The organism is Halobellus marinus (assembly GCF_032113415.1).
Classification (GTDB): domain Archaea; phylum Halobacteriota; class Halobacteria; order Halobacteriales; family Haloferacaceae; genus Haloquadratum; species Haloquadratum marinus.
Genome location: NZ_CP134946.1, coordinates 759,053 through 783,401 on the forward strand (window position 1 = coordinate 759,053; position 24,349 = coordinate 783,401).

The window sequence follows — 24,349 nt, forward strand, 5'->3', positions numbered from 1 at the left end:
CGTCCGACCCCGTTTCCGTCGGGCGATCCCGAAATCACCCGCCTGGGGCCGCCACGCCTCCGCTTCCCGGAACTGTTTTACCCGATCGTAGGCCAACTGACGGTAATGAGTGAACTCGAAGCGGAGTATCGGCTCGAGTACTTCGAGGAGGAGGGGTTCCATCGGAAGCAGTGTCCGGTGACGGGCGTCCACTTCTGGACGCGCGACCCCGACCGCGAGACCTGCGGCGAGCCGCCCGCCGACGACTACACCTTCATCGACAACCCCGGCTTCGACGAGGCGTACGCCCTCTCGGAGATGCGCGAGGAGTTCCTCTCCTTCTTCGAGGAGCACGGCCACGAGCGCATCGACCCGTACCCGGTGGCGGCCAACCGCTGGCGCGACGATGTCCTGCTGACGCAGGCCTCCGTGTACGACTTCCAGCCGCTCGTCACGAGCGGCCAGACGCCGCCGCCGGCGAACCCGCTGTGCATCTCCCAGCCCTGCATCCGGATGCAGGACATCGACAACGTCGGCAAGACCGGGCGGCACACGATGGCCTTCGAGATGATGGCCCACCACGCGTTCAACGCCCGCGAGGAGGCCGGCGACGAGTACGCCTACTCCGGGGAGGTCTACTGGAAGGACGAGACGGTCCGGCTCTGCGATCAGTTCTTCGAGCATATGGGCGCGAACTTGGAGGAGATCACGTACATCGAGGACCCGTGGGTCGGCGGCGGCAACGCCGGGCCGGCCTTCGAGGTGCTCTACCGGGGCGCCGAACTGGCGACGCTCGTCTTTATGTCGATGGAGCAGGACCCGGACGGCGACTACGAGATGAAGGACGGCAACCGGTACTCGCCGATGGACACCTACATCGTCGACACCGGTTACGGCCTCGAACGCTGGACGTGGGTCTCGCAGGGAACTCCGACTGTCTACGAGGCGGTCTACCCGGATATGATCGAGTTCCTGAAGGAGAACGCCGGCGTCTCCCTGTCCGACGAGGAGGAAGACCTCGTCCACCGCGCGGCGAAGCTTTCGGGCTATCTCGACATCGACGAGGTCGACGACCTGACGGAAGCGCGGGCGGACGTCGCGGACGAACTCGGCGTCGACAGCGAGGAACTGACGGAACTCCTCGAACCGCTGGAGACGATCTACGCCATCGCCGATCACTGCCGGACGCTCGCGTACATGTTCGGCGACGAGATCGTCCCCTCGAACGTCGGCACCGGCTACCTTGCGCGGATGGTGCTGCGCCGGACCAAACGGCTCGTCGACGACGTCGGCGTCGACGCCCCGCTGGACGAACTCGTGGATATGCAGGCCGAGCGACTCGACTACGAGAACCGCGATACGATCCGCGACATCGTCCGCACCGAGGAGCGGAAGTACCGCGAGACGCTGGAACGGGGCCGCCGGAAGGTCGAGACCCTGGCCGCAGAGTACGCCGACCGCGGGGAGTCGATCCCGACCGAGGAGCTCATCGAACTGTACGACTCCCACGGCATCCAGCCCGAGATGGTCCGGGACATCGCCGAAGACCGCGGCGCCGAGGTCGACGTCCCCGACGACTTCTACTCGCTCGTCGCCGACAGACACGAGGGCGAGGGCGCCTCCCGCGAGGCCATCGAGCGGAGCGAGCGGATCGACGACCTGCCCGAGACGGAGAAACTCTACTACGACGACCAGGAGCGGACGGAGTTCGAGGCGGTCGTCCTCGACGTCATCGAGCGTGAGGAGGGGTACGACGTCGTCCTCGATCAGACGATGTTCTACCCGGAGGGCGGCGGCCAGCCCGCGGACCACGGGACGCTCTCGAACGACGACGTGACCGTCGCGGTGACGGACGTCCAGAGCCGCGACGGGGTGGTCCTCCACCGGACCGACGGCAACCCGGGGAAAGGCGAGTTCGTCCGCGGCCAACTCGACGTCGAACGGCGCCGTCGGCTGATGCGACACCACACAGCGACACACATCATCGGCTACGCCGCACGGCAGGTCCTCGGCGAGCACGTCCGACAGGCCGGCGCCCAGAAGGGCACGGACAGAGCCCGCCTCGACGTCGCCCACTACGAGCGCATCTCCCGGGAGGAGGTACGGCGGATCGAGGCCGTCGCAAACGAGATCGTGCGGGAGAACCTGACTGTCAAACAGCACTGGCCCGACCGCCACGAGGCCGAGAAGGAACACGGCTTCGACCTGTACCAGGGTGGGATCCCGCCGGGACAGAACATCCGGACGATCACCGTCGGCGACGACGTGCAGGCCTGTGGCGGCACCCACGTGAGCCGGACCGGCGATATCGGTGCGATCAAGATCCGCTCCACCGAACCCGTCCAGGACGGCGTCGAGCGGATCGTCTTTTCGGCCGGCGACGCCGCCATCGAGGCCACACAGCGGACCGAAGATGCGCTGTACGACGCGGCCGAGATCCTCGACGTGACCCCCGAAGACGTCCCCGAGACGGCCGAGCGCTTCTTCACCGAGTGGAAGGAGCGCGGGAAGACGATCGACCGGCTGAAGACGGAACTCGCGGAGGCACGCGCCGCCGCAGACGAGGAGACGGTCGACATCGACGGCACGCCAGCGGTAATCCGGCGGTTCGACGGCGACGCCGACGAACTGCGGGCGACTGCGAACGCACTCGTCGACGAGGGCAAGGTGGCGGTCCTCGGCGCCGAGACGGGCGAAAGTGCCCAGTTCGTCGTCGGTGTCCCCGACGGAGTGGGCATCAACGCCGGCGAGGTAGTCGGCCGCCTCGCGGCGAAGGTCGGCGGTGGCGGCGGCGGGCCGCCGGACTTCGCACAGGGCGGCGGACCGAATGTCGAGGCCCTCGACGAGGCGATCGAGGCGGCGCCGGAGATCCTCCGGGCGGCCGAAAGCGCCTGACGAGAGTTACCACCAGTCTCCCATCGGCAATCGACCGCAGATCGCACAAGACTTATCGGAAGCTGTTGGATACTTAATACTGTGGCTTCGTTAGACCAGGCGCTAGCAGAGGCAGCAGATGTCGGTACCGTCCTGGTTCTCCGACCACAGTCGGCCCGCTCGGCCGACGAGGAGATCAAACGGCTCCTGATAGATGACCCGGAGTCCGCCCAGTTGCTCGCCGTTTGCTTTTCCCGATCGCCGGCAACGTGGTACGACGAGTGGTGTGAAGTGCTCGGGACAGCGCCTGACGCGGCGGCGGTCGTGACGACGCCGGACCTCGCGGACTCGGACTTAGGCGACCGCGACGTCGCCGTCGAGAACGTCGCGACACCGTCGAATCTCACGGGGATCGGGGTCAAGGCCACCCCGTATCTCACCGAGTGGAGCGACGCGGTGGTGGTCATCGACTCGCTGTCGGTGCTACTCCAGTACGCCGACCCGCAGATCCTCTATCGGTTTCTCCACGTCCTCACGACCCGGCTCCAGACGGCGGACGCACGGGGGCAGTTCTTCCTCGATCCGAACCTGTTAGACGATCAGACTGTCGAACTGCTCAAGACGCTGTTCGACGCGGTCATCGAGTCTGACGGCACCGAGGACGGATGGTCCGTCCTCCTGCGCTGACACGGTATCCTCGCGCGGACCGGGAACCATAAGCCGTCGTTCGCGCAAGTCCCGGGTATGCCCACAGCGACGAACGGCGAGGTCGGCCTCTACTACGAGACCAGCGGCGACGGCGAGACGGTCGTGTTCGTCGGCGACGTGGGGTACGGCGCGTGGCAGTGGGGCTGGCAGCACGGCGCCGTCTCGGGCCCCTACCGGAGCCTCGTAACGGACGTCCGCGGCGCCGGTCGCTCGGACGCGCCGCCTGGACCCTATCCGGTCGACACGCTCGTCGCTGATCTCGTGGCGGTCCTCCGCGATGCGGACGTTCGCGCCGCCCACGTCGTCGGCGCGGGCCTCGGCGGGATGGTCGCCCTGCAGGCGGCGCTGACTACGTCCCGCGTGCGCAGCCTCGTTCTCGTCGGCACCGCGGCCGACGGCGCCGGACTCGACCTCGATCCGCTCTGGGGCGCGCCTGACGACGACGCGGCACTGGAACGGTCGCTCAGGGCAGGCCTCTCGGCAGCGTTCGTCGATGCGCATCCGGACGCCGTCGAGCAGATGATCGAGTGGCGCGCCGCGGAGGACGCGGGCCGCGAGGCCTGGGCCGCACAGGCCGACGCCGTCGCCGACTTCGACGTCGCCGATTCGCTCTACGAAGTGACCGAGCCGGCGCTCGTCGTCCACGGTGGGGACGACGCCGTGTGGCCGCCGTCGCGGGGGGCGGAACTCGCGGCGGGGCTGCCGCGGGGGGAGTTCTGCCGCATCGACGACGCCGGCCACCTCGTCCACGTCGAGGCGTCGCGGCGCGTCAACGACGAACTGCTCGCCTTTCTCGACGGGGTATAGGCCGTCGTGGTGGCCGGCCCGATTCCGCGCATTGTCGGACTCTGTCGGTCGACTGTCGCTCCGGTCGCGCTCCGTCCGAGAGTCCGGCAGGACTGCCCCCGGGCGCAAGGCACTTTTTCTCCCGCTGCGTCAGGCCAATCGATGAGTAGCGGTCAGGATCGGTTGCGGCTCGCACTGTTGAACGCCTCCCACGACGACGAGCACACGCCGCGGAACTTCCGCCGGGAACTCGACGCCGACCTCGTGGAGTTTGACGTCACGGCAAACGAGCGCCCGGCGGATTTGGGCTTCGACGGCGTCGTCGTCACCGGGTCTCGCGCGTCGGTCTACTGGGACCGCGACTGGATCCGCCCGCTCGTCGAGTACGTCGCCGACGCACACGAACGCGGGCTGCCGATCCTTGGCGTCTGCTACGGCCACCAGGTGCTCGCGTCGGCGCTTGGCGGCCACGTTGAGGGGATGGGCGAGTACGAACTCGGCTACCGCGAGGTCCGTCGGACCGCAGACGACGAACTGTTCGCGGGAGTCCCGGACTCTTTCACCGTCTTCACCAGCCACTCCGACGCGGTGACTGAACTGCCACCGGGGGCCGACCTGCTCGCCGAGAACGACTACGGGATCCACGCCTTCCGCCGCGGCAACGCCTGGGGCGTCCAGTTCCACCCCGAGTACGACAGAGAGACAGCCACCGCGATCACGAAGGGGAAAGACCTCCCCGACGAGCGGATCGAATCGGTGCTCGCGGGAATTACGGAGGAGAACTACGCCGAGGCCTGCCAGGCCAAACGCCTCTTCGAGAACTTCACCACGTACGTCCGCCAGGTCCGACAGCGGGTCGTCGGATAGGGAGTCGCCCCGTCGCCGTCGTGCGTGATATATGCCAACACCCCCCACATATTTGTGCCCCCTCAATCATACTTTCACACGGAGGCACGTGTATGACCGCTCCCCCGCACAACTCCCCGGTATCACTCGATCTGACCCGCGAAGAGACGTGGGCCGTCCACGCCGCCGTCGCCACCGAAATCGACCGACTCGTCGACGCGGACGAAGATCCCACAGACGCCGTCGAGCTGCTCCGGACGATCGAGGCCGACGAGCCATTCGAGTCCGCGGAACTCGACTATCTTCAGGAGATCCTCCGAACGCGCGTCGAGTCTGACGCGCCGCCGGAGGATCGGACGATAGCACAGCGCGTCCTCTCGCAGATCGAATCGTCGGCGTAGCCGCCCGCGATCACTCCTCGCCCTCCCAGTAGTCGACGTCGTCCTCGCGCCGGTAGTACCCGGAGACGACGCGCTCGGCCTTGTCACCGCCCGGAGCAGCGCCCGCGTAGACGCCGATCTTGTCAGAGTCCGGGTAGACCGTCACGTCGGTGTCGCGCATCGTCGACATCGCGAGGTATCGGAGCGGCTCGTCGCCGTCGTTGTGCAGTCGGTGGGCGCCGTCGGAATCGGGCGGGAACGAACAGAAGTCGCCGGATTCGACCCGCGTCTCACCGTCGGGCGTCCGCAGGACGCCACTGCCGTGGAGGACGTAGACCGCCTCCGCGTTGGCGGTGTGGAAATGGTACGGCCAGGAGGCGCCGCCCGGCGGGAGTTCGTAGAGGCTCGTCCCGAGGTCGTTGTCCCCGGCCGCGCTGGACAGTTGCTTCCGGCGGAAGTGCGTCTCCTCCCGTTTGGTCTCGCTCCACTCCACGTCGGCTTCGTTGACGTGTCGCATATCCGTTCGTCCGTGCGGCGGCTCTTAAGCGTCGGGTCGACGGCGGCTCGGTCCGTCGGATCTGTCCGCAGCCGCGCCGCTGTCGGTCCGAACTGCCGTCCGACCGCCCCGCTCCCGATTCCGACGGTGTTTTGCTGCTCACACGAGTACAGCTGAGTAATGGGAATCGACCCGAACTTCGACGAGAACCGCGAGCGGGCCGGCGAGGAGAACGGCCTCGACGTCTGGGGGCCGGTCGAGCCGCCGGAGCAGCTGGGGATCCACGGGATGCACGTCGCGGTCGATTACGACCTCTGTGTCGCCGACGGCGCCTGTCTGGAGAACTGCCCGGTCGACGTGTTCACGTGGGTCGAGACGCCCGGCCACCCCGAGTCCGAGCGGAAGGTCGAGCCGACGTACGAGGACCAGTGTATCGACTGTATGCTCTGTGTGGATATCTGTCCGGTCGACGCCATCGACGTCGACGGGACGCGGGGATAGGCCGGGATCACCACCCAGCGCGTCCGGGTCCGACTCCATGCTCCCGCACGGATCACGGCCTCCACTCTGGTGCATCGTCGGTAGTCTCTTGTCGCCTGCGTGCGAAATACGACTGTTATGTCAGACGAGGTTATTCGACTGCTCCAGAAGGCCTATCAGGACGAGATCGAGACGGTGATGAACTACCTGACGAACTCGATCGTGCTCGACGGCGTCCGCGCCGAAGAGATCAAAGAGTCACTCCAGCAGGACATCCAGGAGGAACTCACTCACGCCGAGCAGCTCGGCAATCGACTCAAACAACTCGACGAACACCCGCCGGGCTCGGCCGCGTTCCAGGCGACCCAGACGAGCCTCCAGCCGCCGGAGGACACGACGGACGTGCTCTCGGTCATCGAGGGCGTCCTCGACGCCGAGGAGGGCGCCATCGAGACCTACCGCGCGCTCATCAAGGCCGCCGAGGAAGCTGACGATCCGGTGACGGAGGATCTCGCGGTGACACTTCTGGCCGACGAGGAGGCCCACCGGACGGAGTTCCGCGGGTTCGAGAAGGAGTACAGAAACGACTGACGATTGAGCGCGCCGCTCAGAGCAGTACCGCGCTGACGAGCGCGGCGGCGGTCACGAGCCCGACGACGTCCCGCCGCGCGAACCGCAGCGTGGGGAGCGTCGGGTTCCACGCGAAACACCGGGCCCGGAGCGCGAGCGCGAGCTGATCCGCGCGGTCGAACGCCCGGCGGAGCCCCGCCGACGCGACGATCTGCATCCGCTCCCGCAGAGGTCGCTCCCGACCCAGTCGCGCCGCAGACGCGTCCCGGATGCGGCCGAGATCCGCGCGCAGGAGCGGGAGAAACCGGAACACGAGCGCGACCCCGACGCCGAGCAGCCGCCCGGCGCGGCCGGGCACGAGCCGCTGGATCGCCGCGCGCGAGTCGCGGACGGGCGTGGTGTGGAGATAGACCGCCGAGACGAGCAGGATCAGCAGGACCCGGTAGCTCGCCAGCACCGGCTCGACAGCCGCGGCGGGGTCGATCCCGACGGCCCACGCGCGCACCTCGACGACGGAGACCAGCGGGCCGGCGACCAGAAAGGGAAGCGCCGGCAGATACCCGACGAGCGCACGCCACGGCGAGAGTCGTCCAGCGGCGAGAAACGCGCCGGTCACGACCGTGAGCACCGCGAGCCCGCGGGGCGTCGTGTGCGCGAACGCCGCGACAGCGAACGCGGCCTGTGCGAGCAGTTTCGTCCGCGGATCGAGCCGGTGGGCGAAGGAGTCGCCGGGATGGTAGCTTAACATTTCACATCGGATTCGGTGCGCTTCGGTCGCCACGCTTCCGGCACGCAGACGTCGTACTCGGGCAGCGCTTCGACCGCGTTCGCCGGATCGTCGTCGACGACGACCCGGCCGTCCGCCATCGCGACCACCCGGTCTGCGAGATCCAGGATGTCCCGGAGATCGTGGGTGACGACCACGATTCCCGTGCCGGACGCCGAGAGCGCACGGAGTCGATCCAGCACCGACTCCCGCGCGGGCGCGTCGAGGCCGGTGAACGGCTCGTCGAGGACGAGGTGGTCCGGTTCCATCGCCAGGGCGCCCGCGATCGCGACACGCTCGCGCTCGCCACCGGAGAGTTCGTGGACCCGCTCGTCCTCGCGGCCGGCCAGATTCACCGCCGCAAGCGCCGTCTGGACGCGCCGGTCGATCTCCGCCCGGTCGAGGCCGAGGTTCTCCGGCCCAAAGGCGATGTCCGCGCCGATCGTCGCGGCGACGAGCTGATCGCGGGGCTCCTGGAACACCATCCCGACGGCCGTCCGGGCGGCGACGGTGTCCGCGCCGACGTCGCGGCCGTTCACCGTCACGCGGCCCTCGTCCGGATCCAACAGTCCGTTGAAGTGCCGGACCAGCGTCGTCTTGCCGGAGCCGTTCGCCCCCGCGACGATCACACACTCGCCGTCGGGGATCGTGATGGAGACGTCGTCGACGGCGACGACGTCGCCGTAGCGGTGGACGACCCCCTCGGTCCGGATCACGGCCGCGTGGGGGTCCGCTCCCGGGTATTGTCTGTCATCGCCTCAAGCAGCCGCGGCGGCGTCGCTTCGGACGATCCCCACGGCTGCGGCGATCTTCACCGCCTCGAAGGGGATAAAGGCCACCGCGCTGACGGTGAAAGCCTCGACGAGGCCGACGTTCTGGACGAGCGAGAAGCCGACGGTCCCGAGCGCGTAGATGATGACCGTGCCCGCGACCATCCCCCCGACCAGCCGGACGGTCGCGACTGCCTCGAGGTCGCCGATGCCGTCGAAGCCGTGGACGACAGCGCCGATCACCGCCGCGGCGATCGGGTACGACCAGAGATAGCCCGCGGTGTATCCGAGCAGCGGCCCGAGTCCGGCGGAACCGCCGGCGAAGACCGGCGCTCCGGCCGCCCCGGCAGCGAGGTAGAACACCATCGAGGCGCCACCCCAGACCGGGCCGAGGAAGACGCCTCCGAGGAACACGCCGAGAACCTGGAGACTCACCGGAACTGGCGAGATCGGATTCGGGAACGATACGTACGCGAACGCGCCGGTAAGCGCCGCGAAAAGCGCCGCGCGCGCGACGTTGCCGACGACGTCCTCGCCGACGAGTTCGACCGACTGCGTGTCTGTCGACATACTCTCTCCCATCTCGTAAACCAGTATTAATACTTCGGTTTACGAAGGTAATGTTTGTACGTCCGCATCCCCTAGAGGGTTCCGATGGACGAAAAGACGGCCGAACTCCGGGATCTCTTCGTTGAAACGACCGGCGAGGAGACCGTGACCGAGTCGCAGTCGACGCCGCGGGGGTCGATTTCGGCCGACTGCGACGACGACGCCGTCGACGAGCGACTCGCGGACCTGATCGCGGCGATGCGGGACCGGTACGAGTTCGTGTCGTCGCTTTCGCCCGCCGATCTGCTCCGCATCGTTCGCGGGTTCTTCGACCCCGACGCGGCCGGCGCCGACGCGGAGTCGTGGTCCGACGCGGCCGACGCCGCCCTCGCGGACTCGCTGTCGGCAGACGCCGACGCGGAGACCGTCTTTCACGCGCGGATGGACCTCCACCTCGTCGCAGAGTCCGATCGGGAGGCTCCCGTGCGGTACGAGCGGCTCCGGCGCGCCGTCTTGGCGGCATCTGACGACAGTGGTTGCGCAATCGACGGATCGCTGGCGGCCGCGCTCGATACGGATCCCGACGCGGAGACAGTCAGCCGCTACCGGCGCGTCGTCGAAGCCGACCTGGCCTCCCGAGGGGTCAACCATCGCTTCCGCGACGGGTTCTCCGACCTGCTCACGGACGCGGATCTGTCCTCTCGGCTGGCGGCGGACGCACGCCGCGACGGACTCGAGGAAGCTACCGAGGACATCGAGACGGATGTTTCGCTGTAGGAGGGTCCCGCAAATCCGTGATCCCGCGTTCGGATCGGGCCAGCTGATTACTTCCGCTCCGGGTGGCGAAGACTCTTACCCGATGAGGGTCCTACTCCGGTGCGATGGCGCAGGCCCCGAACCCCTCCGATATCACCGACCGGTTCATCCAGTTTTACCGCAAGTACTACCGCGACGAGATCGGGACGCTCGCCCAGAAGTACCCCAACGAACAGCGGTCGCTGTACATCGATCACGACGACCTCTACAAGTTCGACGCGGAGTTGGCCGAGGAGTACCGGAACAAACCCGACCAACACCAGGAGTACGCCGAGGAGGCGCTCCGGCTCTATGACCTGCCCGCGGACGTCAAACTCGGCCGCGCGCACGTCCGGCTCACGAACCTCCCGGAGACGGTCGACATCCGCGACATCCGCGTCCACGACGACCACATCGGCCGAATCATCGAGGTACAGGGAATCGTCCGCAAAGCGACGGACGTACGCCCGAAGATCACCGAGGCCGCCTTCGAGTGCCAGCGCTGCGGGACGATGACCTACATCCCCCAGAGCGACAGCGGCTTCCAGGAACCCCACGAGTGTCAGGGCTGCGAGCGCCAGGGGCCGTTCCACGTCGACTTCGATCAATCGGAGTTCGTCGACGCCCAGAAGGTGCGCGTCCAGGAGAGCCCCGAGGGCCTGCGGGGCGGCGAGACGCCGCAGAACATCGACGTCGACCTCGAGGACGACATCACCGGTCGGGTGACCGCCGGCGATCACGTCACGGTCACGGGCGTGCTCCACATCGAACAGCAGACCTCCGGCAACGAGAAGACGCCTATCTTCGATCTCTATATGGACGGCGTCGCCGTCGAGATCGAAGACGAGGAGTTCGAGGATATGAACATCACGGAGGCCGACGTCGCCGAGATCGTCGACCTCTCGAACGAGCCGGACATCCACCAGAAGATGGTCGACTCCGTCGCGCCCTCGATCTACGGCTACGAGGAGGAGAAACTCGCGATGATCCTCCAGCTGTTCTCGGGCGTGACGAAGCATCTCCCGGACGGCTCGCGGATCCGCGGCGACCTCCATATGCTGCTTATCGGGGACCCCGGTACTGGCAAGTGCGTGGCAGGCGATACACTCGTCACACTTGCAGACGGATCGGAGGTTCCGATCCGGCAGCTAGTAGAGAACAATCTCGACGATCCGAAGCCAGTCGATGATGGCGTCTGGGATAGCGTCGACCTCGAAGTTCCGTCGATGGCTGACGATGGTTCGATCACCACGCGGCAGGCGACAAAGGTCTGGAAGCGAGAAGCGCCCGAGGAGATGTACCGGATCCGGACTGCGAACGGGAAGAAACTGACTGTAACACCGTCGCATCCGCTGTTCGTCGATCGTGGCGGACGGTTGGAGTCGGTGGTTGCAGACGAACTTGAGACAGGACTGTCGGTCGCGATTTCGGGACCGCCTACGAATACGAAGGGGACGACGGGGGCTGCGGTCGACGACTCTACGAGGGTCACGGCCGATGGAGGTGTCGCTACAGATCAGATCGAGTCGATTGAGACGGTCACACCTGACGAGGAGTGGGTGTACGACCTCGAAATTGCAGACACGCATTCGTACCTGACGAATGGGATCGTCTCTCACAACTCCGCGATGCTTCAATATATACGCAATATCGCTCCCCGCTCTGTGTACACCTCCGGGAAAGGCAGTTCGTCCGCGGGGTTAACTGCAGCGGCTGTACGCGATGATTTCGGCGACGGACAGCAGTGGACGCTCGAAGCAGGCGCGCTGGTGCTGGCCGACAAGGGGATCGCGGCTGTGGACGAACTCGACAAGATGCGATGCGTGACCGGAGAGACGCTCGTTCGACTCGGTGACGGTAGTCGGACTCGAATCAGGGATATTGCCGACGAGATTGCAGTCGAGGGCGATATCGAGGAACTTCCGAACGGGCGAACGATCCGCGACCTCGACCTCGACGTGTGGACGATGACCGACGATGAGCGGATCGTTCGGCGGCCAGTCACGGCTGTCCACGAATACGACGCCCCGGATACGTTGTTCCGTGTTTCGTTAACCGACGGGGCGGAATTGACAGCGACGGCAGATCATCCGTTCTTCGTGTTTGAGGACGGCAAGCGTGTCGAACGTCCTGCAGCGGCGCTCGGTGCTGGCGATACAGTATACGTTCCAGTCGATGGACGGTCTGCATTCACCGACGGCGGTGTTCGCTCTGACTCATCTCCTGTATCCGGTGCAACGCCCGCGTCTCCCGCAGATCGGGAGCCGCCTGAAACTGGGGTCTCGACCGGGATGATCGAGAGTGTGCAACGTATTGAGGTGGACCAAGACACCCGCGTGTACGACCTCACCGTCCAGGGAACGCACAACTTCGTCGCAAACGGGATGATCGTACACAACTCCGAGGATCGAAGCGCAATGCACGAGGCGCTGGAGCAGCAGTCGTATCACCCCTCCTCGGAGATCCTCCTCTCGGACGGCCGCCGCGTCGAAATCGGGCCGTTCGTCGACTCGCTGATGGACGACCGCGCCGACGAGGTCGTCGACGGCGTCGACTGCGAGATTCTCCCGACAGAGGACGTCGGCGTCCACACGGTCGACCTCGACGACAACGACGTCGAGAAGGTCCCGGTCGACCGCGTGAGCCGACACGAGGCGCCCGAGAAATTCGTTCGCGTCTCCTTCTCGAACGGTCGATCAGTGCTCGTCACGCCGGAACATCCGATGTTCGTCGAGGCCGACGGCGAGATTGGCACCGTCGAGGCCGCGGAGGTGACCGAGGGCGACTTCGTTCCCGCACCGCGGAAGCTCCCGAACTCCGCGGCGCCGCAGCCGCTGGCGGAGGAGGAACACCGCGGCCGTGAGCGTGACGTCGACCTCCCGACGGAGCTGTCGCCCGACCTGGCCGAGATCCTCGGGCTGTTGACCGCGGAGGGGCACTCGTATTCGGGCGGTCGAACGCACGAGATCGGCTTCTCGAATCAGGACGACCGGCTGCTCGCGCGGATGGATCGGCTGATGACGGACGTCTTCGGTCTCGACAGTACCGATACCGTCAACGAACACGGAACGACGACGCAACGCTGGGTGTCGACGAAGCTCTACCGGTGGTTCGACTCGAACTTCCCGAGCGTAATGCGGAAATCCCGGGAAAAGCGGATCCCGGACGCCGTCCTCGGGGCCTCGGAGGAAGAGATCCGCCGGTTCCTCGTCGGCGCGTTCGCCGGCGACGGCGGCGTCGAGAGCGAGGCGATGTCGTTTTCGACCACCTCTTCGGGACTGGCGGAGGACTACGCGGACGCGCTATTGAAGATCGGCATCGCGTCTCGGATCCACCACCACAGGGCCGAAGACTCCTGGAAAACCTACGTGATGGGCGATTCGACGGAACGGTTCGTCGAGGCGGTCGTCGACCCGGCGGACGACCGCTACGAAAAGGCGCGGGAGTTCGTCGCTCGGAGCAACGCGACGGAACGGCACCACGACGTCCTCCCGACGAGCGCAGCCGAGGAGATCCGGTCGCTGAAACGACTGCTCGGTGTTCCGCTGACTGGCACGTACCGGCCGATACTCGACGAAGGGTACGGCGTCCGGATCAGCACGGTTCGATCGGCCGTCGAATCGCTTCGCGAGAGGATCGAGACGGTTCGCTCCGATCTCGATTCGGTATCGACGCTCGCAGATCTGAGAGCGACCGCCGGCTGGTCCGGGCGACAGCTCGCCGAACGGCTCTCGGGTGAGACGACGAGTGCGGTCCACTACGCCGAGAACGGGGGCTACTCGGCTGAGAAGCGAGACTCGATGCTGGCTGCAGCCGTCGATGCGGTCGAAACAGCCCTCGATACGGCGGAGAAGCGGCTCGACGCGCTCGAATCGCGCTGTGACCTCCGCTACTACCGCGTGACGGACGTCGAGACGGTCCCGAACGAGGGCGAACACGCCTGTGAGTGGGTCTACGACGTGACCGTCGAACCGACGAACACGTTCGTAAGCCAGGGGGTCGTGCTCCACAACTCGATTTCGGTCTCGAAGGCCGGCATCAACGCCACCCTCAAATCACGGTGTTCGCTGCTCGGTGCGGCGAATCCGAAGTACGGCCGCTTCGACCAGTACGAGCCGATCGGCGAGCAGATCGACCTCGAACCCGCGCTCATCTCGCGGTTCGATCTGATCTTCACCGTGACCGACGACCCGGATCCAGAAAGCGACGCCAAACTCGCAGAGCACATCATCAATACGAACTACGCGGGAGAGCTCCACACCCAGAAGACGAAGGTACCGACCTCGGAGTTCAGCGACGAGGAGATCGACAGCGCGACCGAGGACGTCACCCCCGAGATCGACGCCGAACTCCTGCGGAAGTACATCGCCTACGCGAAGCGCAACTGCTACCCGACGATGACCGACGAGGCCAAGGAGGTCATCCGGCAGTTCTACGTCGACTTCCGGGCGAAGGGCGCAGACGAGGACGCGCCCGTGCCGGTGACCGCGCGGAAACTCGAGGCGCTCGTCCGGCTCTCGGAGGCGTCGGCGCGGCTCCGGCTCTCGGATACCGTCGAACGCGAGGACGCGGTCCGCGTCACCGACATCGTCGAGTCGTGTCTCCGGGATATCGGGATGGACCCCGAGACCGGCGAGTTCGACGCCGACATCGTCGAGACGGGGACCTCGAAGAACCAGCGCGACCGGATCAAGGATCTGAAGGGGCTGATCCAGGATCTCGAAGACGAGTACGAGGAGGGTGCGCCCATCGGCGAGGTGATCGACCGGGCGACGACAGATCTCGGCCTCGACGAGGCGAAGGCCGAAAGCGAGGTCGAGAACCTCCGGCGGAAGGGCGAGGTGTACGAACCGCGAACCGACTACCTCCGGACCACGTAGATGGACCGAATTTCCGCACTCCGAAACATCGAGGAAACGCTCCGGGACTTCGAGGCCGGCGAGGCCGACCTCGCGGCGACCGAAGAGCGCGTCGTCGGGATCCTCCGGACGTACGCCACCGACTTCGAGAGCGAGGAGGGACTGCGACCGTACCGGGCGACCGGCGCGGGACAGGCCCACGGACTCGTCGTCGTCGCCGAAAGCGAGTCCGCGGCGCGCGAGCGAATCGCCGATCTGGTCGACGTCGATCCCGCCGCCCTCGACGTCGACGTCTCGCCGATATAGGGAACGTACCTCTCGCCGATATCGGGAACCTACCTCTCGGCGACGTAGGGGGATACGTCCCGTGGACGTAGGCGACGCACGTCTCGTCAATACAGGGACAGGACGTCTCGCCGATGTAGGTGGAATTTTACCCCCGCACGGAGACGTCGTCGTCGCCGTGTTGTTGGTTGTGACTTACTCGCGCCGGGCGCGCGAGACGTTACGAAACGCGTGTCGAGCGCACGATGAGACCGTCGTTCGTCGGTTCGGCCGCGCCGCGCTGCTGCGGGAGACCGAGTACGCGGCGTTTCTGGCGTGTCGGTTCCGCCAACGTCACGCCGAAGACGTCCAGATCCAGCGGACGGAGCCGTTCAACGAATTCGCCGACGCCCCCGACGCCGTGCGGGAGGCAGCCGCGGCGTACGAGGAACGCGACTCCCCGAGCACGCCGTACGACAAGTTCGCGGCCGGAACCGAGCATCCGCAGGCGAGCGAGATGCGCGGACAGGAACTGTGAGGTCGGCATCCGCCACGACGCCCGTTACGGCCGATCGGCAGTTCTCCATCCGGTTACCGGACGGCACGACCTGTGAAGGACCGGTCGTCGATCTCCGCGGCGTCGACACCGACGCGCGGCTCTCACCGGCGGTGCTCGACACTGCGATCGCAGCTGGCTGTCCCACACCGGCTGATGTGCCGCGGGTTCACGCGCCGGTACCGGGGCCAGTCCACACTCACGTATCGCCGCTCACTCCGGAGGTCTCGCTCGATCGGCGCGCCGCGCTCGCTGCGGTTGCCGTCGCCCGCGGTATCGAGACGGAGTACGACGGGGAGATCCGAGCCACCTGCCGCGCCCTTCGAGAATCGCAACCGGAAGTCGGTGCCGCGGAACTCCGCGAGGCGCGCCGTCGTGCCGCCGAGGCGGGTGCGGAGACCGAACGGCTCAGAGAGCGCGTCGCGACGATTCGCGGGCGGGTGGAAGCACTCCGAGACGCCGGCGACGGGCCGGCGCTCGGGGCGGCCGAGCAGTCGCTCTCGGAGGCGACCCGGGAGCTCTCCGAGGCCGCGACGGAGCGTGTCGCCGCCGATCAGCGGCTCTCACTTCTGGAAGCGCGGGCCCGAGACGCACGTGACGAACGGGACGCTCGATTCGAACTGGAAGACCGGCTCGGCAATCTCGAACGCGCCGCGCGGGAGGTCCAAGTCGAGACCGTCGAACCGGAGTTCCGCGACGCCCGCCGGCAGTTCGCGTCGCAGATCAGCGCTGTCAGCGCCGCCAACCCGGCCGCGGATTCCGATCTTCCGGACGCGCTTGCCGTGGCCCACATCGCCCCGGTGGCTGCCCCCGTCGTCGTCACCGCTGGGGCCGCAGAGGTTCTCGGCGGTCCCGAACCAGCGTTCGACAGGCTTGAGATCCCCGTCATCGTGCGGTGACGCTATCCCCGAGTGCCCCGGAGGTTTTTGTACGAATCCGATGCCAGAGACCTCGTGCTATCCGACCCAAGGACGCAGTCGATCGCCGAGAACGGGCAGGGCGGGACGTCTTCGGAACACGATCTCCGCGTTACGCCGACTGAGGACAGCGCGACGCCGGTACAGGAGATAGTCTCGACGACCGCCGTCGGCGGTGTCACGCTGGTTCGGATCGAACTCCACAGCGACGTTTCGGTCGCGCTTGCCGTTCGTATTATCAACGAACTCGACGGCCCAGTCCTCCCGCCGAGGCGCGAAGGAGTCCCGGCGGCCGGCTGGGACAGAGACGGCTTCCACGGCGTCATCCCCGCCGAGGGACAGCTGGGTGTCGGCTACGCCTGTCCGACTCCAAACCACGAGCAGCGCGACGGCGATGCCAGTGAGGATCCGGCGGCTGTCTCGGTCGAACTGCTGGGCCCCGCCGACAGCGAGGAGTGCGATTCGGATCGGGTCGCCGCCGCTGTTCGATCGCTCGGACGCGCCGGACCACCCGCTGACGCGGTTCCGACGACTGCGGGAGACGGACGAGGTCGTGGCGCAGAGCTTGTAACCGCAGCAGGGGGGGTCGTCGAGAAGGTCGAGCGATCGGGCACCGGAAGCGACGCGCTCCAGACAGCGGACGACGCGAGCAACGCGAACCACGATGCCCTCCGGAACGACGTTTCGCGACGGCCAGGCGACGGCGAGGGCGACGAGGATCCGGATCTCCCGCCGGCGATCGACCGCTGGCTGGCCGAAGTCGAAACCCGCGTGGAACACGCGGAGGGCTTGACCGACGCTTCCGCGTCGGGGGCGGCCGCGACCCTCGAAGCCGGCGGAGGTCTCGATGCGCTCGCAGATCTGCCGGAGTCTCTCGCCCGGGACCTCGACGCGCTCCGGGCCGTCGCAGATCGGATCGACGATCTTCAGGCGCGAGCGACCGCTGCCGATCCGGAGCCGGTCCTGTCGGCGCTTTCGAACGCGTCGGCGTCTGTCGAATCCGAGGCCGCGTCAGCTGACGTGCCGGACACGACGGGGAGACGATGATTCTCGCGGTCACCGGCGGGAAGGGCGGAGTCGGGAAGTCGACAGTCTCGGTCGAACTGGGAGCAGCGCTCGACGCTACGGTGGTCGACGCCGACGTGGGGATGGCCGACCTCCCGATCGATCCGGGCCCGGATCTCCACGACGTCCTCGCCGGCCGGGCGGATCCGATCGAGGCGGTGCGCGGGGGCGGTCCGGTCCGGCTACTCCCGTGTGGCCGTTCGCTCGCCGGGGCGCGAGCGGCCGACGTCACGGCGCTCGCGGAGACGCTGCGCGACGTCGAGGCAGCATACGGCGACGTCGTCGTCGACTGTCCGGCCGGAATGCGGGCGGATGCGGGCGTGCCGCTGGCCGTCGCCGATGCCTGCGTCGTCGTGGCGTCGCCGCAGTCGTACGCGCTCGCCGACGCCGTCCGAGCGCGGGAACTCGCCCGCGAACTCGACGCGGGACTCGTCGCGGTCGTGATCAACCGCGCCGTCGACGACCCGCCGGAACACGCATTCGAGGACGTGCTGGGCGCACCTGCTGTCGCCGTGCCAGCGGATCCGCGGATGGGGGAGACGCTCGACTCGTTCCGGCCGGTCGTCCGGTCGGCGCCGGCGACGCGGGCGGCGCGGGCAATCGACGAGGTCGCAGACGCAGTTCGGAAGATAGAGCGGGTGTGAGAGTCTGGGGATGCTCGAACTACACAGTCCGTTTCGGTCGGGCTTCCGTCCGGCCTACTCCGTCAGCCATCCGGCGTTGTTCAACTTCCGATAGAACGCGTTCACTTCGGTGATCGGCCCACCCTCGTCGATCGCCGATTCGTCGGGATTCAGTTCCTCGATCAGTTGGTCGAACTCCTCGTTCAGCGACTCGAGCTCCGCCACGAGAGTCGGATTCTCCTCCTGCCACTCGGGGAGTTGCTCGTTGCCGACCGTGTCCCAGAGCGTCACTTCGCCGTCCTCGGTGATCTCATTCGTCGCGCTTTCCACCTCGGCGCTGATCTCGTCGTATCGGGAGAGAATCCCCTCGAACCGCTCGATCAGCTCTTCGGTGTCGCCGTCGGTGGTCACGCCCTCGCCGCGGACGAACGACTCGAACGCGGCTCTCGTCTCCGCGTAATCGACAGTGTAGTCGACTCCCTCGCTCCCACCGATCCGCTCGCGGAGCCAATCCAGCATACTCACAACCTGTCACTTGTCAGCATTATTTTTTCGTTATCGTGGTGACTGGGTTCTCGCAGCCGCCTACTCCGTCTCGCGGAGCTGCTTGTACGTCGACCGGAGCGTCACCGGCGTCACGTCCGCCACCTCGGCGGCCTCCCGCTGTGTCAGATCCGCGCCGACGTCGCGGCCCGCGGTGTACAGACAGGCGGCGGCGACGCCGCTCGGGTTCCGGCCGACGGAGATCCCGCGCTCCTCGGCTTCGGCTACGTACTCGCGGGCGCGTCGTTCGACCTCGTCGGCGAGGCCGAGCCGTGACGCGAAGCGGGGAACGTACTCGGCGGGATCGATCGGCCCGACAGGCAACCCGAGTTCGCGGTTGATCGCGTCGTAGGCGGCCGTCTGTTCGTCCTCGGTCGCCTTCGCCGCGTCGACGACTTCCGCGACGGTCCGCGAGACGCCCGCGACCCGACAGGCGGCGTAGACGCAGGCCGCGGCGAACCCTTCGAGCGAGCGACCGCGGAGCAGATCCTCCGACTGCGCGGAGTCGAAAAGCGAGCAGGCGTGATCGCGGATCCGGTCCGGGAGCGACAGCGCGCCGGTGAGTCGCCTGATCTCGGTGAAGGCGTACACCTGGTTGCGCTCGCGCTTCGTGGAGATGCGTGCCCGATTGTGCTGGCGGCGCATCCTGCTCAGTCGCCGGCGCTTCCGTCCCTTCACGCGCGTCGAGCGGCCGATTTCCGTCGAGAGCCCCCTGTCGTGTCGCGACCGCGTCAGGGGCGCCCCCGTCCGCTTCGGGTCCGTATCGTCGTCTTGGAACGAGCGCCACTCTGGGCCGTGATCGATGCGGTGCTCCGTGAGCACGAGTCCGCAGTCGCCGCAGACCGTCTCCCCGCTCGTCGTCTCCGGGCGGCCGCCGCACTCCGGGCAGGCACTGGTCGTCGCCTCTGCGTCGGCAGTGGGTGCTTCACTCATCACACGTGAAACTCGGTCGCGAAGGGATATTTAAAGACGGGAGAAAACGGGGTTTCGATTCCGTGAGGCCCAGGATTAACGTACCGGTAACCGGTCGGTTCCAATATCGCGTGTGAGAATCGGCCCGAAGGTTCTTGGGGCGACGAGCGGGTAGTCGCAACCGATGGGACTGTCGGAGATCGCGGCGGGGCTGGAGCTGACGACAGAGCAGGTAGACCGGGGTGTCGCGACCGTCGACGACACCGACGTCGACCGCGACGCGCGCCTCCGGGAGTACGAATCGGACCTCCCGTGTACGGCGGCGGCAGCGGGTACCGTCCTCGATCGCTACGAGTCGGGCGCGAGCGTCGGCGAGGCGGGGGAGGCGGCCGCGCTCGCGCCAGTCACGGCCGCGAAGCTCCTCCACCGCTGTGGGTTCGACGGGGTGACGCCGCTCGCGCCGACAGCGAGGCAGGTGCTCCGCGACTGGCTCGACGGCCGCCTCTCCCGCGCCGACGCCCTCGAACTCACGGGCGCCGACGACGCGGAGTTCGCGCTCGCGGCGTACGTCGAGACCCACGATCCGATCCCCGAACTCGCCGAGACTGTCCGCCGGGACGCCGCTGCGCCACTGGCCGAGGACGCGCTCGTCTCCAAGCGTGACGCCCTCGCGGAGACGATGAGCACCGCGTCGGACCTGCGGTAGCCGGTGGAGACGGCGGGGACCGCCGTCCCTCGCTTCTCGATGCGCTCCGTTCGCCTACCGACCGACGTACTCTCCGACTGCTCCGAGGAGGCCGCGGTCGGAATCCACCTCGGCCGTGATCTCTCGGCCGGTCACCGCGGCCGCGACGCGCTCGATCGCGGCAGCGAACTCGCCGCCCTCGCACAGACAGGCCGGTGCGTCGCGCTCGTCGTCGGCGTCCGTCTCGGGGATCGCCACGTCCGCAGTCTCCAGTTCGCCGCGGGTCGAGACCACCAGCGACGCCTCGACGCCGAGGTCCGCGAGGCGGTCGTGACACCGCCCGACGGCGTCCCGACCGCGCTCGCTTGCAGGTGTGACGACAGCGTGCCGGTCTGCGCCGTTCACCGCGGCGACAGCCTGGTTCGCTGCGATCGGCGGGACGTCGACGAGCACGGTGTCAGATTGCGCCGCCGCCGTTTCGATCCGTGATTCGAGTCGCTGGGCGGCCTCGGGGGTCTTTGCGCGGGCCAGCCGTTCGAACGGGGCGTTTGCGGGGCAGATGGATATCCGACCAGGGACGGCCTCTCTGAGGTCGAGGGCGTAGCTCCCTCGCGAGATCGGCGCGTCGGCCGCGTCGGTGAGAAGCGCCGTCAGATCCGGTTCGATCCGTCCCGACACGTAGCTCCCAAGTCCCTGCGTCGCGAACGCGGCGTCGATCACCGTGACCTCGCGGCCGTCGGCGGCGAGCGCCGCCGCGGCTTCGACGACCGTTCGTGTCGTTCCCGCGCCGCCCGTCGCGCCGACGAACGCCGTGACGTCTCGCGTCGCTGTCTCCGACATATCCGACCTGGCTGCCCCCTCGGATTTAAAAAGTACGGTGTCGTCGGCCGGTTGCTGTATGCCGGCATCGGCGCCGCTCGCTCTGTTACTGCCTGTTCTCGCCGCTCACTCGACGGTCTCGATCTCTGCGGCGATCTCGTCGAGTTCTCCCTCGGAGAGATCCGGCCGCCCGCCCGCGACGGCGTGGATCGGGCCGCCGCCGTCGCCCTCGAAGCGCGGGACGATGTGGACGTGGACGTGCGGGACTTCCTGGCCGGCCGCCTCGCCGTTGTTGACGCCGATCGTGGTCGCGTCGGCGTCGACCGCCGACTCGATCCGCGGGGTCAGTTCCTGCACCGCGGCCCAGACGTCGGCGGCGACGTCGTCGGGCAAGTCATCGAGGCGCTCGTGGGCCTCCTTCGGCACGACGAGCGTGTGACCGGGCGCGAGCGGGTTCGCGTCCAGAAAGGCCGCCACGGTGTCCGTCTCGTAGACGATGCGCCCCGGGATGTCGCCGTCGATGATCTGCTCGAAGATGGTCGGTTCGTCGCTCATACGCGACACGTCGGACGGATCGCCGAAGTAGGTTCTGGTCGTCGCGGTCGGGTCCTTCTGATCACCGCTGTCAGTTCATCCAACAGCCGCGTCGATCGCTTCCCGGACGGCCGCGCGATACTCCGCTGCGGTGTAGTCGAGTCGGGACCGCCAGACGTCCTGATATGAGGGATGAAGCAGCGGGACCACCGTCGCGTCTGCGCAGTCCAGATCGATCGGCTCCAGCACGCCATCGAGGAAGCCGTCCAGCGTCCGCCCGTCGAGCGCGAGCACGCTCGCCGTCGCGTGCTTGCCGGTCGTGAGGAGCGCAGCGGGATCGACGGTGGCCAGTTCCCTCCGCAGGTGCGTCCGGCAGTTCGCCCGCTCGGTCGCGGTCGGCTCCCGGTTCGAGCCCTCGCCGTCGCAGGGGAAACACTTCACCGCGTTCGTGACGTACGCGTTCGGGTGCCCGACGGCCGCGAGCAGTTCGCGGACGCGACGCCCCGAGTGCCGCGTCGTGTACGCCTTCCCGGTCCAGTTGCCGCCGCGCCAGGTCGCCGCCTCCGGGTCGCCGGCGCCGGGCGCCTCGCCGACGACCATCACCGCCGCGTCACGGTCGCCGGTTCCCCACGAGATGCGCTCGCGGCACGCGACGAGTTCGGGGCACCGGCCGCAGTCCGGTTCGAGTACGTGCCGCGAGTCGGGAAACGAGCCGCTCATCCGCCGCTACGTCGCTTCGACCGCCTCGACGGCGGCGGCGACGATGGGGGCGACCGAGACGGCGCTGACGTCGCGTTCGAGCGTGTCGGTACCGATGATCCGCTCGATGCCGGCCCGTTCGAGTTTCGTCCGGGCGTTCCGCGCGAGCAGCGGGTGGACACAGGCCGCAAAGACCCGCTCGGCCCCGTCGGCGTCGAGGTGTGCGACGGCCTCGCTCATCGTCGTCCCGGTCGCGACGATGTCGTCGACGATGACGACGTCTCGGCCCGCGGCGTCGGTGTCGCTCGGGGTGATCTCGACTTCGGTCCCCGAACGCCGGTGCTTCTCGAAGTAGTCCGTCTCTCCGGCGCCGTACGCGGTTCGTGCCGCCTCCGCGAGATCGACTGCTCCGGCGTCGGGGGAGAGGAAAAGCGGCTCCGATAGGCCCTCGGGGAGCGGCTCTGCCAGGCACCCGGCGGCGTCGCAGACGGCGACGTGGACGTCGAAGAAATCCGCGACCGACTCCTCGTGAGGGTTCACGAGCACGACCCGATCCGTTCCCGTCGAGATTGCGCGGGCCATCGCCCGCGCGGAGACGGGTTCCCCCGGCTCGAACGCCCGGTCCTGTCGGGCGTAGCCCATATACGGGATCACGGTCACGACCTCGCTCGTGCCGGCTTCGCGGACGGCGTCCTGCAACTGGAGCAGTTCCACCCACGCGTCGTTCGAATCCGTCGCGGCGACGACAACCGCGCGCTCGGCGTCGAACGACGGGACGGCAGCGAGCGTCTCGCCGTCCGGAAAGCGGTCGTACTCGACAGCAGCGAGCGGTTCACCCAATTCGTCCGCGAGTGCGGCCGCCAGCGACTGCGAGGATGTGCCGGGCACGATCATACCGGTATCTCACGACCCGCAGTAAAACCCCTTTCCGTCCGTGCCGATCGCCTTGGCGCTTCGTCCGTCGCCGCGCTCACACTGTCGCCGCCGCGACGTCGCCGACGCCCAGGCCCCGGTAGCGCCACTCGTCGCCGGACAGCCGAACCCCGATGGTGCCGCCTGCGGTGACCGCGTACGACGCTTCCGCGCCGTGGGTCACGGCAACGATGTCTTCCTCGACCGGGAACTCCTCGGCGCTCCAGCTGCCGCCGCTTCGAGCGTAGAGGTCGCCGTCGCTCGCCGCGTGCGCCCGCGACCCCGCGGCGGCGACCGCCTCGACCGGCCCCGGGAGGACGTCCATCCAGCCGTTGCCGAGTTTGTACAGCCCCGATGCCGTCGCGACCAGCGGCTCGCTGTCGACGTCGTGTGCGTCGTCGAGGCCGGCGTGCGTGAGACCGGTGTCGCCCGCGCGGTAGACGCCATCGGCGGCGGCGACGAGGCCGCCGTCGATCGCGCGTACCCCGTCGGTCGATCCGAGCGCCGTCCACGCGGATTCATCCGCTGATTTCTCCGGCGTTGCGTCGGATTCGGTCGTGGCGTCCGCCGCGACGACGTTCGCGACGGCCGCAGCGTCGAGCCGTGCGACGCCGCCGTCCTCGTCGCCGGCGAGCAACGCGCCGTCGTCGAAGCCGACGGCCGTCGCGGGACCGAATCCGGTCACCGTGAAATCCAGTTCCGCCACCGGCTCGTCCTCGTCTTCAATCGCGGCACGATCCGCGAGCAACACGTCTTCGTCGGTCGCCGCCGCGACCAGCGGGCCGTCGGTCGCGACGTCACGGGCGTGACACCGCCGGACGACCCCGAACTCGCCGATCAGGTCGTCGGAGACCGAGACCCCGACGACACCCAGGCCCGTCGCGAGGTAGACCGTCTCGGTTCCCGTGTTGTCGGTGTAGACCCGCTTTTCGTCGATCGTGGGCATTATCGGACGTTCGCCG

The 24,349-nt window shown here is 67.7% G+C and carries 25 protein-coding genes and 2 pseudogenes; 16 read left to right on the plus strand and 11 right to left on the minus strand.

Annotation, left to right across the window (positions count from 1 at the left end; all coding sequences use genetic code 11):
• Window positions 1-105 precede the first annotated feature (105 nt).
• The 5 genes from alaS (at window position 106) to RJT37_RS03930 (ending at window position 5,594) form a co-directional block, all read left to right on the plus strand.
• Window positions 106-2,874 carry an alanine--tRNA ligase gene (gene alaS, locus RJT37_RS03910; protein WP_313687967.1) on the plus strand — a complete coding sequence of 923 codons (2,769 nt, stop codon included), beginning with the start codon at window positions 106-108 and terminating at the stop codon, window positions 2,872-2,874.
• An 81-nt stretch (window positions 2,875-2,955) separates the two neighbouring features.
• Entirely contained in the window at window positions 2,956-3,540 is a 585-nt protein-coding gene (locus RJT37_RS03915) for a DUF7504 family protein (protein WP_313687969.1), read from the plus strand.
• 57 nt (window positions 3,541-3,597) lie between these two features.
• Window positions 3,598-4,368: an alpha/beta fold hydrolase gene (locus RJT37_RS03920; RefSeq protein WP_313687971.1), complete on the plus strand. Its 771-nt coding sequence runs from the start codon at window positions 3,598-3,600 to the stop codon at window positions 4,366-4,368.
• A gap of 141 nt (window positions 4,369-4,509) precedes the next feature.
• Window positions 4,510-5,214, plus strand: a complete 705-nt coding sequence (locus RJT37_RS03925) for a type 1 glutamine amidotransferase (RefSeq protein ID WP_313687973.1) — start codon at window positions 4,510-4,512, stop codon at window positions 5,212-5,214.
• A 92-nt stretch (window positions 5,215-5,306) separates the two neighbouring features.
• Window positions 5,307-5,594, plus strand: a complete 288-nt coding sequence (locus tag RJT37_RS03930; RefSeq protein ID WP_313687974.1) for a DUF7853 family protein — start codon at window positions 5,307-5,309, stop codon at window positions 5,592-5,594.
• A gap of 10 nt (window positions 5,595-5,604) precedes the next feature.
• Here RJT37_RS03930 and RJT37_RS03935 read toward each other — a convergent pair whose 3' ends face one another.
• A complete protein-coding gene (locus tag RJT37_RS03935; RefSeq protein ID WP_313687975.1) occupies window positions 5,605-6,090 on the minus strand; it encodes a cupin domain-containing protein in 486 nt (161 codons plus the stop codon).
• Window positions 6,091-6,249: 159 nt separating this feature from the next.
• Here RJT37_RS03935 and RJT37_RS03940 point away from each other — a divergent pair, with 159 nt between their 5' ends.
• Both RJT37_RS03940 and RJT37_RS03945 read left to right on the plus strand, forming a co-directional pair.
• Complete coding sequence (locus tag RJT37_RS03940) at window positions 6,250-6,570, plus strand: 4Fe-4S dicluster domain-containing protein (protein WP_313687977.1); 321 nt, start codon at window positions 6,250-6,252, stop codon at window positions 6,568-6,570.
• Window positions 6,571-6,687: 117 nt separating this feature from the next.
• Window positions 6,688-7,140, plus strand: coding sequence for a ferritin-like domain-containing protein (locus RJT37_RS03945; RefSeq protein WP_313687979.1), 453 nt, complete (start codon window positions 6,688-6,690; stop codon window positions 7,138-7,140).
• Window positions 7,141-7,156: 16 nt separating this feature from the next.
• On the opposite strand, the gene RJT37_RS03950 is transcribed toward RJT37_RS03945, so the two are convergent.
• The 3 genes from RJT37_RS03950 to RJT37_RS03960 are packed head-to-tail and all read right to left on the minus strand — an operon-like array spanning window position 7,157 to window position 9,225.
• Window positions 7,157-7,867, minus strand: a complete 711-nt coding sequence (locus RJT37_RS03950) for an energy-coupling factor transporter transmembrane component T family protein (protein WP_313687981.1) — start codon at window positions 7,865-7,867, stop codon at window positions 7,157-7,159.
• Complete coding sequence (locus RJT37_RS03955) at window positions 7,861-8,601, minus strand: energy-coupling factor ABC transporter ATP-binding protein (RefSeq protein ID WP_313687983.1); 741 nt, start codon at window positions 8,599-8,601, stop codon at window positions 7,861-7,863. Before RJT37_RS03955 ends, RJT37_RS03950 begins: the two co-directional genes overlap by 7 nt.
• 42 nt (window positions 8,602-8,643) lie before the next feature.
• On the minus strand, window positions 8,644-9,225 hold the full coding sequence (locus tag RJT37_RS03960) for a biotin transporter BioY (RefSeq protein WP_313687985.1): 582 nt from the start codon (window positions 9,223-9,225) through the stop codon (window positions 8,644-8,646).
• 84 nt (window positions 9,226-9,309) lie between these two features.
• Between RJT37_RS03960 and RJT37_RS03965 the strand changes: the two genes are divergently transcribed.
• The 8 genes and pseudogenes from RJT37_RS03965 (at window position 9,310) to RJT37_RS03995 (ending at window position 18,304) form a co-directional block, all read left to right on the plus strand.
• Window positions 9,310-9,981 carry a conditioned medium-induced protein 4 gene (locus RJT37_RS03965; RefSeq protein ID WP_313687987.1) on the plus strand — a complete coding sequence of 224 codons (672 nt, stop codon included), beginning with the start codon at window positions 9,310-9,312 and terminating at the stop codon, window positions 9,979-9,981.
• 104 nt (window positions 9,982-10,085) lie between these two features.
• A pseudogene (locus RJT37_RS20595) lies at window positions 10,086-11,561 on the plus strand (minichromosome maintenance protein MCM); the annotation flags it as partial.
• Between the two features lie 18 nt (window positions 11,562-11,579).
• Window positions 11,580-14,879, plus strand: a pseudogene (locus RJT37_RS03970) (LAGLIDADG family homing endonuclease); the annotation flags it as partial.
• Entirely contained in the window at window positions 14,880-15,164 is a 285-nt protein-coding gene (locus RJT37_RS03975; RefSeq protein WP_313687990.1) for a DUF7854 family protein, read from the plus strand.
• 157 nt (window positions 15,165-15,321) lie between these two features.
• Window positions 15,322-15,660 carry a DUF7855 family protein gene (locus RJT37_RS03980; RefSeq protein WP_313689842.1) on the plus strand — a complete coding sequence of 113 codons (339 nt, stop codon included), beginning with the start codon at window positions 15,322-15,324 and terminating at the stop codon, window positions 15,658-15,660.
• The gene (locus RJT37_RS03985; RefSeq protein ID WP_313687992.1) at window positions 15,657-16,577 is read left to right on the plus strand and encodes a DUF7856 family protein; all 921 of its coding nucleotides are present in this window, start codon (window positions 15,657-15,659) and stop codon (window positions 16,575-16,577) included. Before RJT37_RS03980 ends, RJT37_RS03985 begins: the two co-directional genes overlap by 4 nt.
• A 54-nt stretch (window positions 16,578-16,631) precedes the next feature.
• A complete protein-coding gene (locus RJT37_RS03990; RefSeq protein WP_313687994.1) occupies window positions 16,632-17,642 on the plus strand; it encodes a DUF7857 domain-containing protein in 1,011 nt (336 codons plus the stop codon).
• Complete coding sequence (locus tag RJT37_RS03995) at window positions 17,639-18,304, plus strand: MinD/ParA family ATP-binding protein (RefSeq protein ID WP_313687996.1); 666 nt, start codon at window positions 17,639-17,641, stop codon at window positions 18,302-18,304. The genes RJT37_RS03990 and RJT37_RS03995 overlap by 4 nt, the downstream gene beginning before the upstream one ends.
• 54 nt (window positions 18,305-18,358) lie before the next feature.
• Here RJT37_RS03995 and RJT37_RS04000 read toward each other — a convergent pair whose 3' ends face one another.
• Window positions 18,359-18,802, minus strand: coding sequence for a hypothetical protein (locus tag RJT37_RS04000; protein WP_313687998.1), 444 nt, complete (start codon window positions 18,800-18,802; stop codon window positions 18,359-18,361).
• A gap of 66 nt (window positions 18,803-18,868) precedes the next feature.
• A complete protein-coding gene (locus RJT37_RS04005; protein ID WP_313688000.1) occupies window positions 18,869-19,759 on the minus strand; it encodes a transcription initiation factor IIB in 891 nt (296 codons plus the stop codon).
• A 163-nt stretch (window positions 19,760-19,922) separates the two neighbouring features.
• On the opposite strand from RJT37_RS04005, the gene RJT37_RS04010 reads away from it, so the two are divergent.
• Window positions 19,923-20,444 (plus strand): DUF7858 family protein, encoded by a 522-nt coding sequence (locus tag RJT37_RS04010; protein WP_313688002.1) that lies wholly within the window; start codon window positions 19,923-19,925, stop codon window positions 20,442-20,444.
• 54 nt (window positions 20,445-20,498) lie between these two features.
• Here the strand turns inward: RJT37_RS04010 and RJT37_RS04015 are convergent, their stop codons facing one another.
• The 5 genes from RJT37_RS04015 to RJT37_RS04035 all read right to left on the minus strand — a co-directional run bounded on the left by RJT37_RS04015 (window position 20,499) and on the right by RJT37_RS04035 (window position 24,333).
• The gene (locus tag RJT37_RS04015) at window positions 20,499-21,263 is read right to left on the minus strand and encodes an AAA family ATPase (protein WP_313688004.1); all 765 of its coding nucleotides are present in this window, start codon (window positions 21,261-21,263) and stop codon (window positions 20,499-20,501) included.
• 105 nt (window positions 21,264-21,368) lie between these two features.
• On the minus strand, window positions 21,369-21,797 hold the full coding sequence (locus RJT37_RS04020; protein ID WP_313688006.1) for an HIT family protein: 429 nt from the start codon (window positions 21,795-21,797) through the stop codon (window positions 21,369-21,371).
• A gap of 75 nt (window positions 21,798-21,872) precedes the next feature.
• Window positions 21,873-22,496 carry a uracil-DNA glycosylase gene (locus tag RJT37_RS04025; RefSeq protein WP_313688008.1) on the minus strand — a complete coding sequence of 208 codons (624 nt, stop codon included), beginning with the start codon at window positions 22,494-22,496 and terminating at the stop codon, window positions 21,873-21,875.
• Between the two features lie 6 nt (window positions 22,497-22,502).
• Window positions 22,503-23,369, minus strand: a complete 867-nt coding sequence (locus RJT37_RS04030) for a ribose-phosphate diphosphokinase (protein ID WP_313688010.1) — start codon at window positions 23,367-23,369, stop codon at window positions 22,503-22,505.
• 76 nt (window positions 23,370-23,445) lie between these two features.
• Window positions 23,446-24,333: an HVO_0234 family beta-propeller protein gene (locus tag RJT37_RS04035; RefSeq protein ID WP_313688011.1), complete on the minus strand. Its 888-nt coding sequence runs from the start codon at window positions 24,331-24,333 to the stop codon at window positions 23,446-23,448.
• Window positions 24,334-24,349 lie beyond the last annotated feature (16 nt).

Bases quoted from the DNA above. Each gene is read 5' to 3' on its own strand.
- alaS (WP_313687967.1), top strand. From the start codon at position 106: ATGAGTGAACTCGAAGCGGAGTATCGGCTCGAGTACTTCGAGGAGGAG.
- RJT37_RS03920 (WP_313687971.1), top strand. From the start codon at position 3,598: ATGCCCACAGCGACGAACGGCGAGGTCGGCCTCTACTACGAGACCAGC.
- RJT37_RS03925 (WP_313687973.1), top strand. From the start codon at position 4,510: ATGAGTAGCGGTCAGGATCGGTTGCGGCTCGCACTGTTGAACGCCTCC.
- RJT37_RS03930 (WP_313687974.1), top strand. From the start codon at position 5,307: ATGACCGCTCCCCCGCACAACTCCCCGGTATCACTCGATCTGACCCGC.
- RJT37_RS03935 (WP_313687975.1), bottom strand. From the start codon at position 6,090: ATGCGACACGTCAACGAAGCCGACGTGGAGTGGAGCGAGACCAAACGG.
- RJT37_RS03940 (WP_313687977.1), top strand. From the start codon at position 6,250: ATGGGAATCGACCCGAACTTCGACGAGAACCGCGAGCGGGCCGGCGAG.
- RJT37_RS03945 (WP_313687979.1), top strand. From the start codon at position 6,688: ATGTCAGACGAGGTTATTCGACTGCTCCAGAAGGCCTATCAGGACGAG.
- RJT37_RS03950 (WP_313687981.1), bottom strand. From the start codon at position 7,867: ATGTTAAGCTACCATCCCGGCGACTCCTTCGCCCACCGGCTCGATCCG.
- RJT37_RS03960 (WP_313687985.1), bottom strand. From the start codon at position 9,225: ATGTCGACAGACACGCAGTCGGTCGAACTCGTCGGCGAGGACGTCGTC.
- RJT37_RS03965 (WP_313687987.1), top strand. From the start codon at position 9,310: ATGGACGAAAAGACGGCCGAACTCCGGGATCTCTTCGTTGAAACGACC.
- RJT37_RS03975 (WP_313687990.1), top strand. From the start codon at position 14,880: ATGGACCGAATTTCCGCACTCCGAAACATCGAGGAAACGCTCCGGGAC.
- RJT37_RS03995 (WP_313687996.1), top strand. From the start codon at position 17,639: ATGATTCTCGCGGTCACCGGCGGGAAGGGCGGAGTCGGGAAGTCGACA.
- RJT37_RS04000 (WP_313687998.1), bottom strand. From the start codon at position 18,802: ATGCTGGATTGGCTCCGCGAGCGGATCGGTGGGAGCGAGGGAGTCGAC.
- RJT37_RS04005 (WP_313688000.1), bottom strand. From the start codon at position 19,759: ATGAGTGAAGCACCCACTGCCGACGCAGAGGCGACGACCAGTGCCTGC.
- RJT37_RS04010 (WP_313688002.1), top strand. From the start codon at position 19,923: ATGGGACTGTCGGAGATCGCGGCGGGGCTGGAGCTGACGACAGAGCAG.
- RJT37_RS04015 (WP_313688004.1), bottom strand. From the start codon at position 21,263: ATGTCGGAGACAGCGACGCGAGACGTCACGGCGTTCGTCGGCGCGACG.
- RJT37_RS04020 (WP_313688006.1), bottom strand. From the start codon at position 21,797: ATGAGCGACGAACCGACCATCTTCGAGCAGATCATCGACGGCGACATC.
- RJT37_RS04025 (WP_313688008.1), bottom strand. From the start codon at position 22,496: ATGAGCGGCTCGTTTCCCGACTCGCGGCACGTACTCGAACCGGACTGC.
- RJT37_RS04030 (WP_313688010.1), bottom strand. From the start codon at position 23,369: ATGATCGTGCCCGGCACATCCTCGCAGTCGCTGGCGGCCGCACTCGCG.
- RJT37_RS04035 (WP_313688011.1), bottom strand. From the start codon at position 24,333: ATGCCCACGATCGACGAAAAGCGGGTCTACACCGACAACACGGGAACC.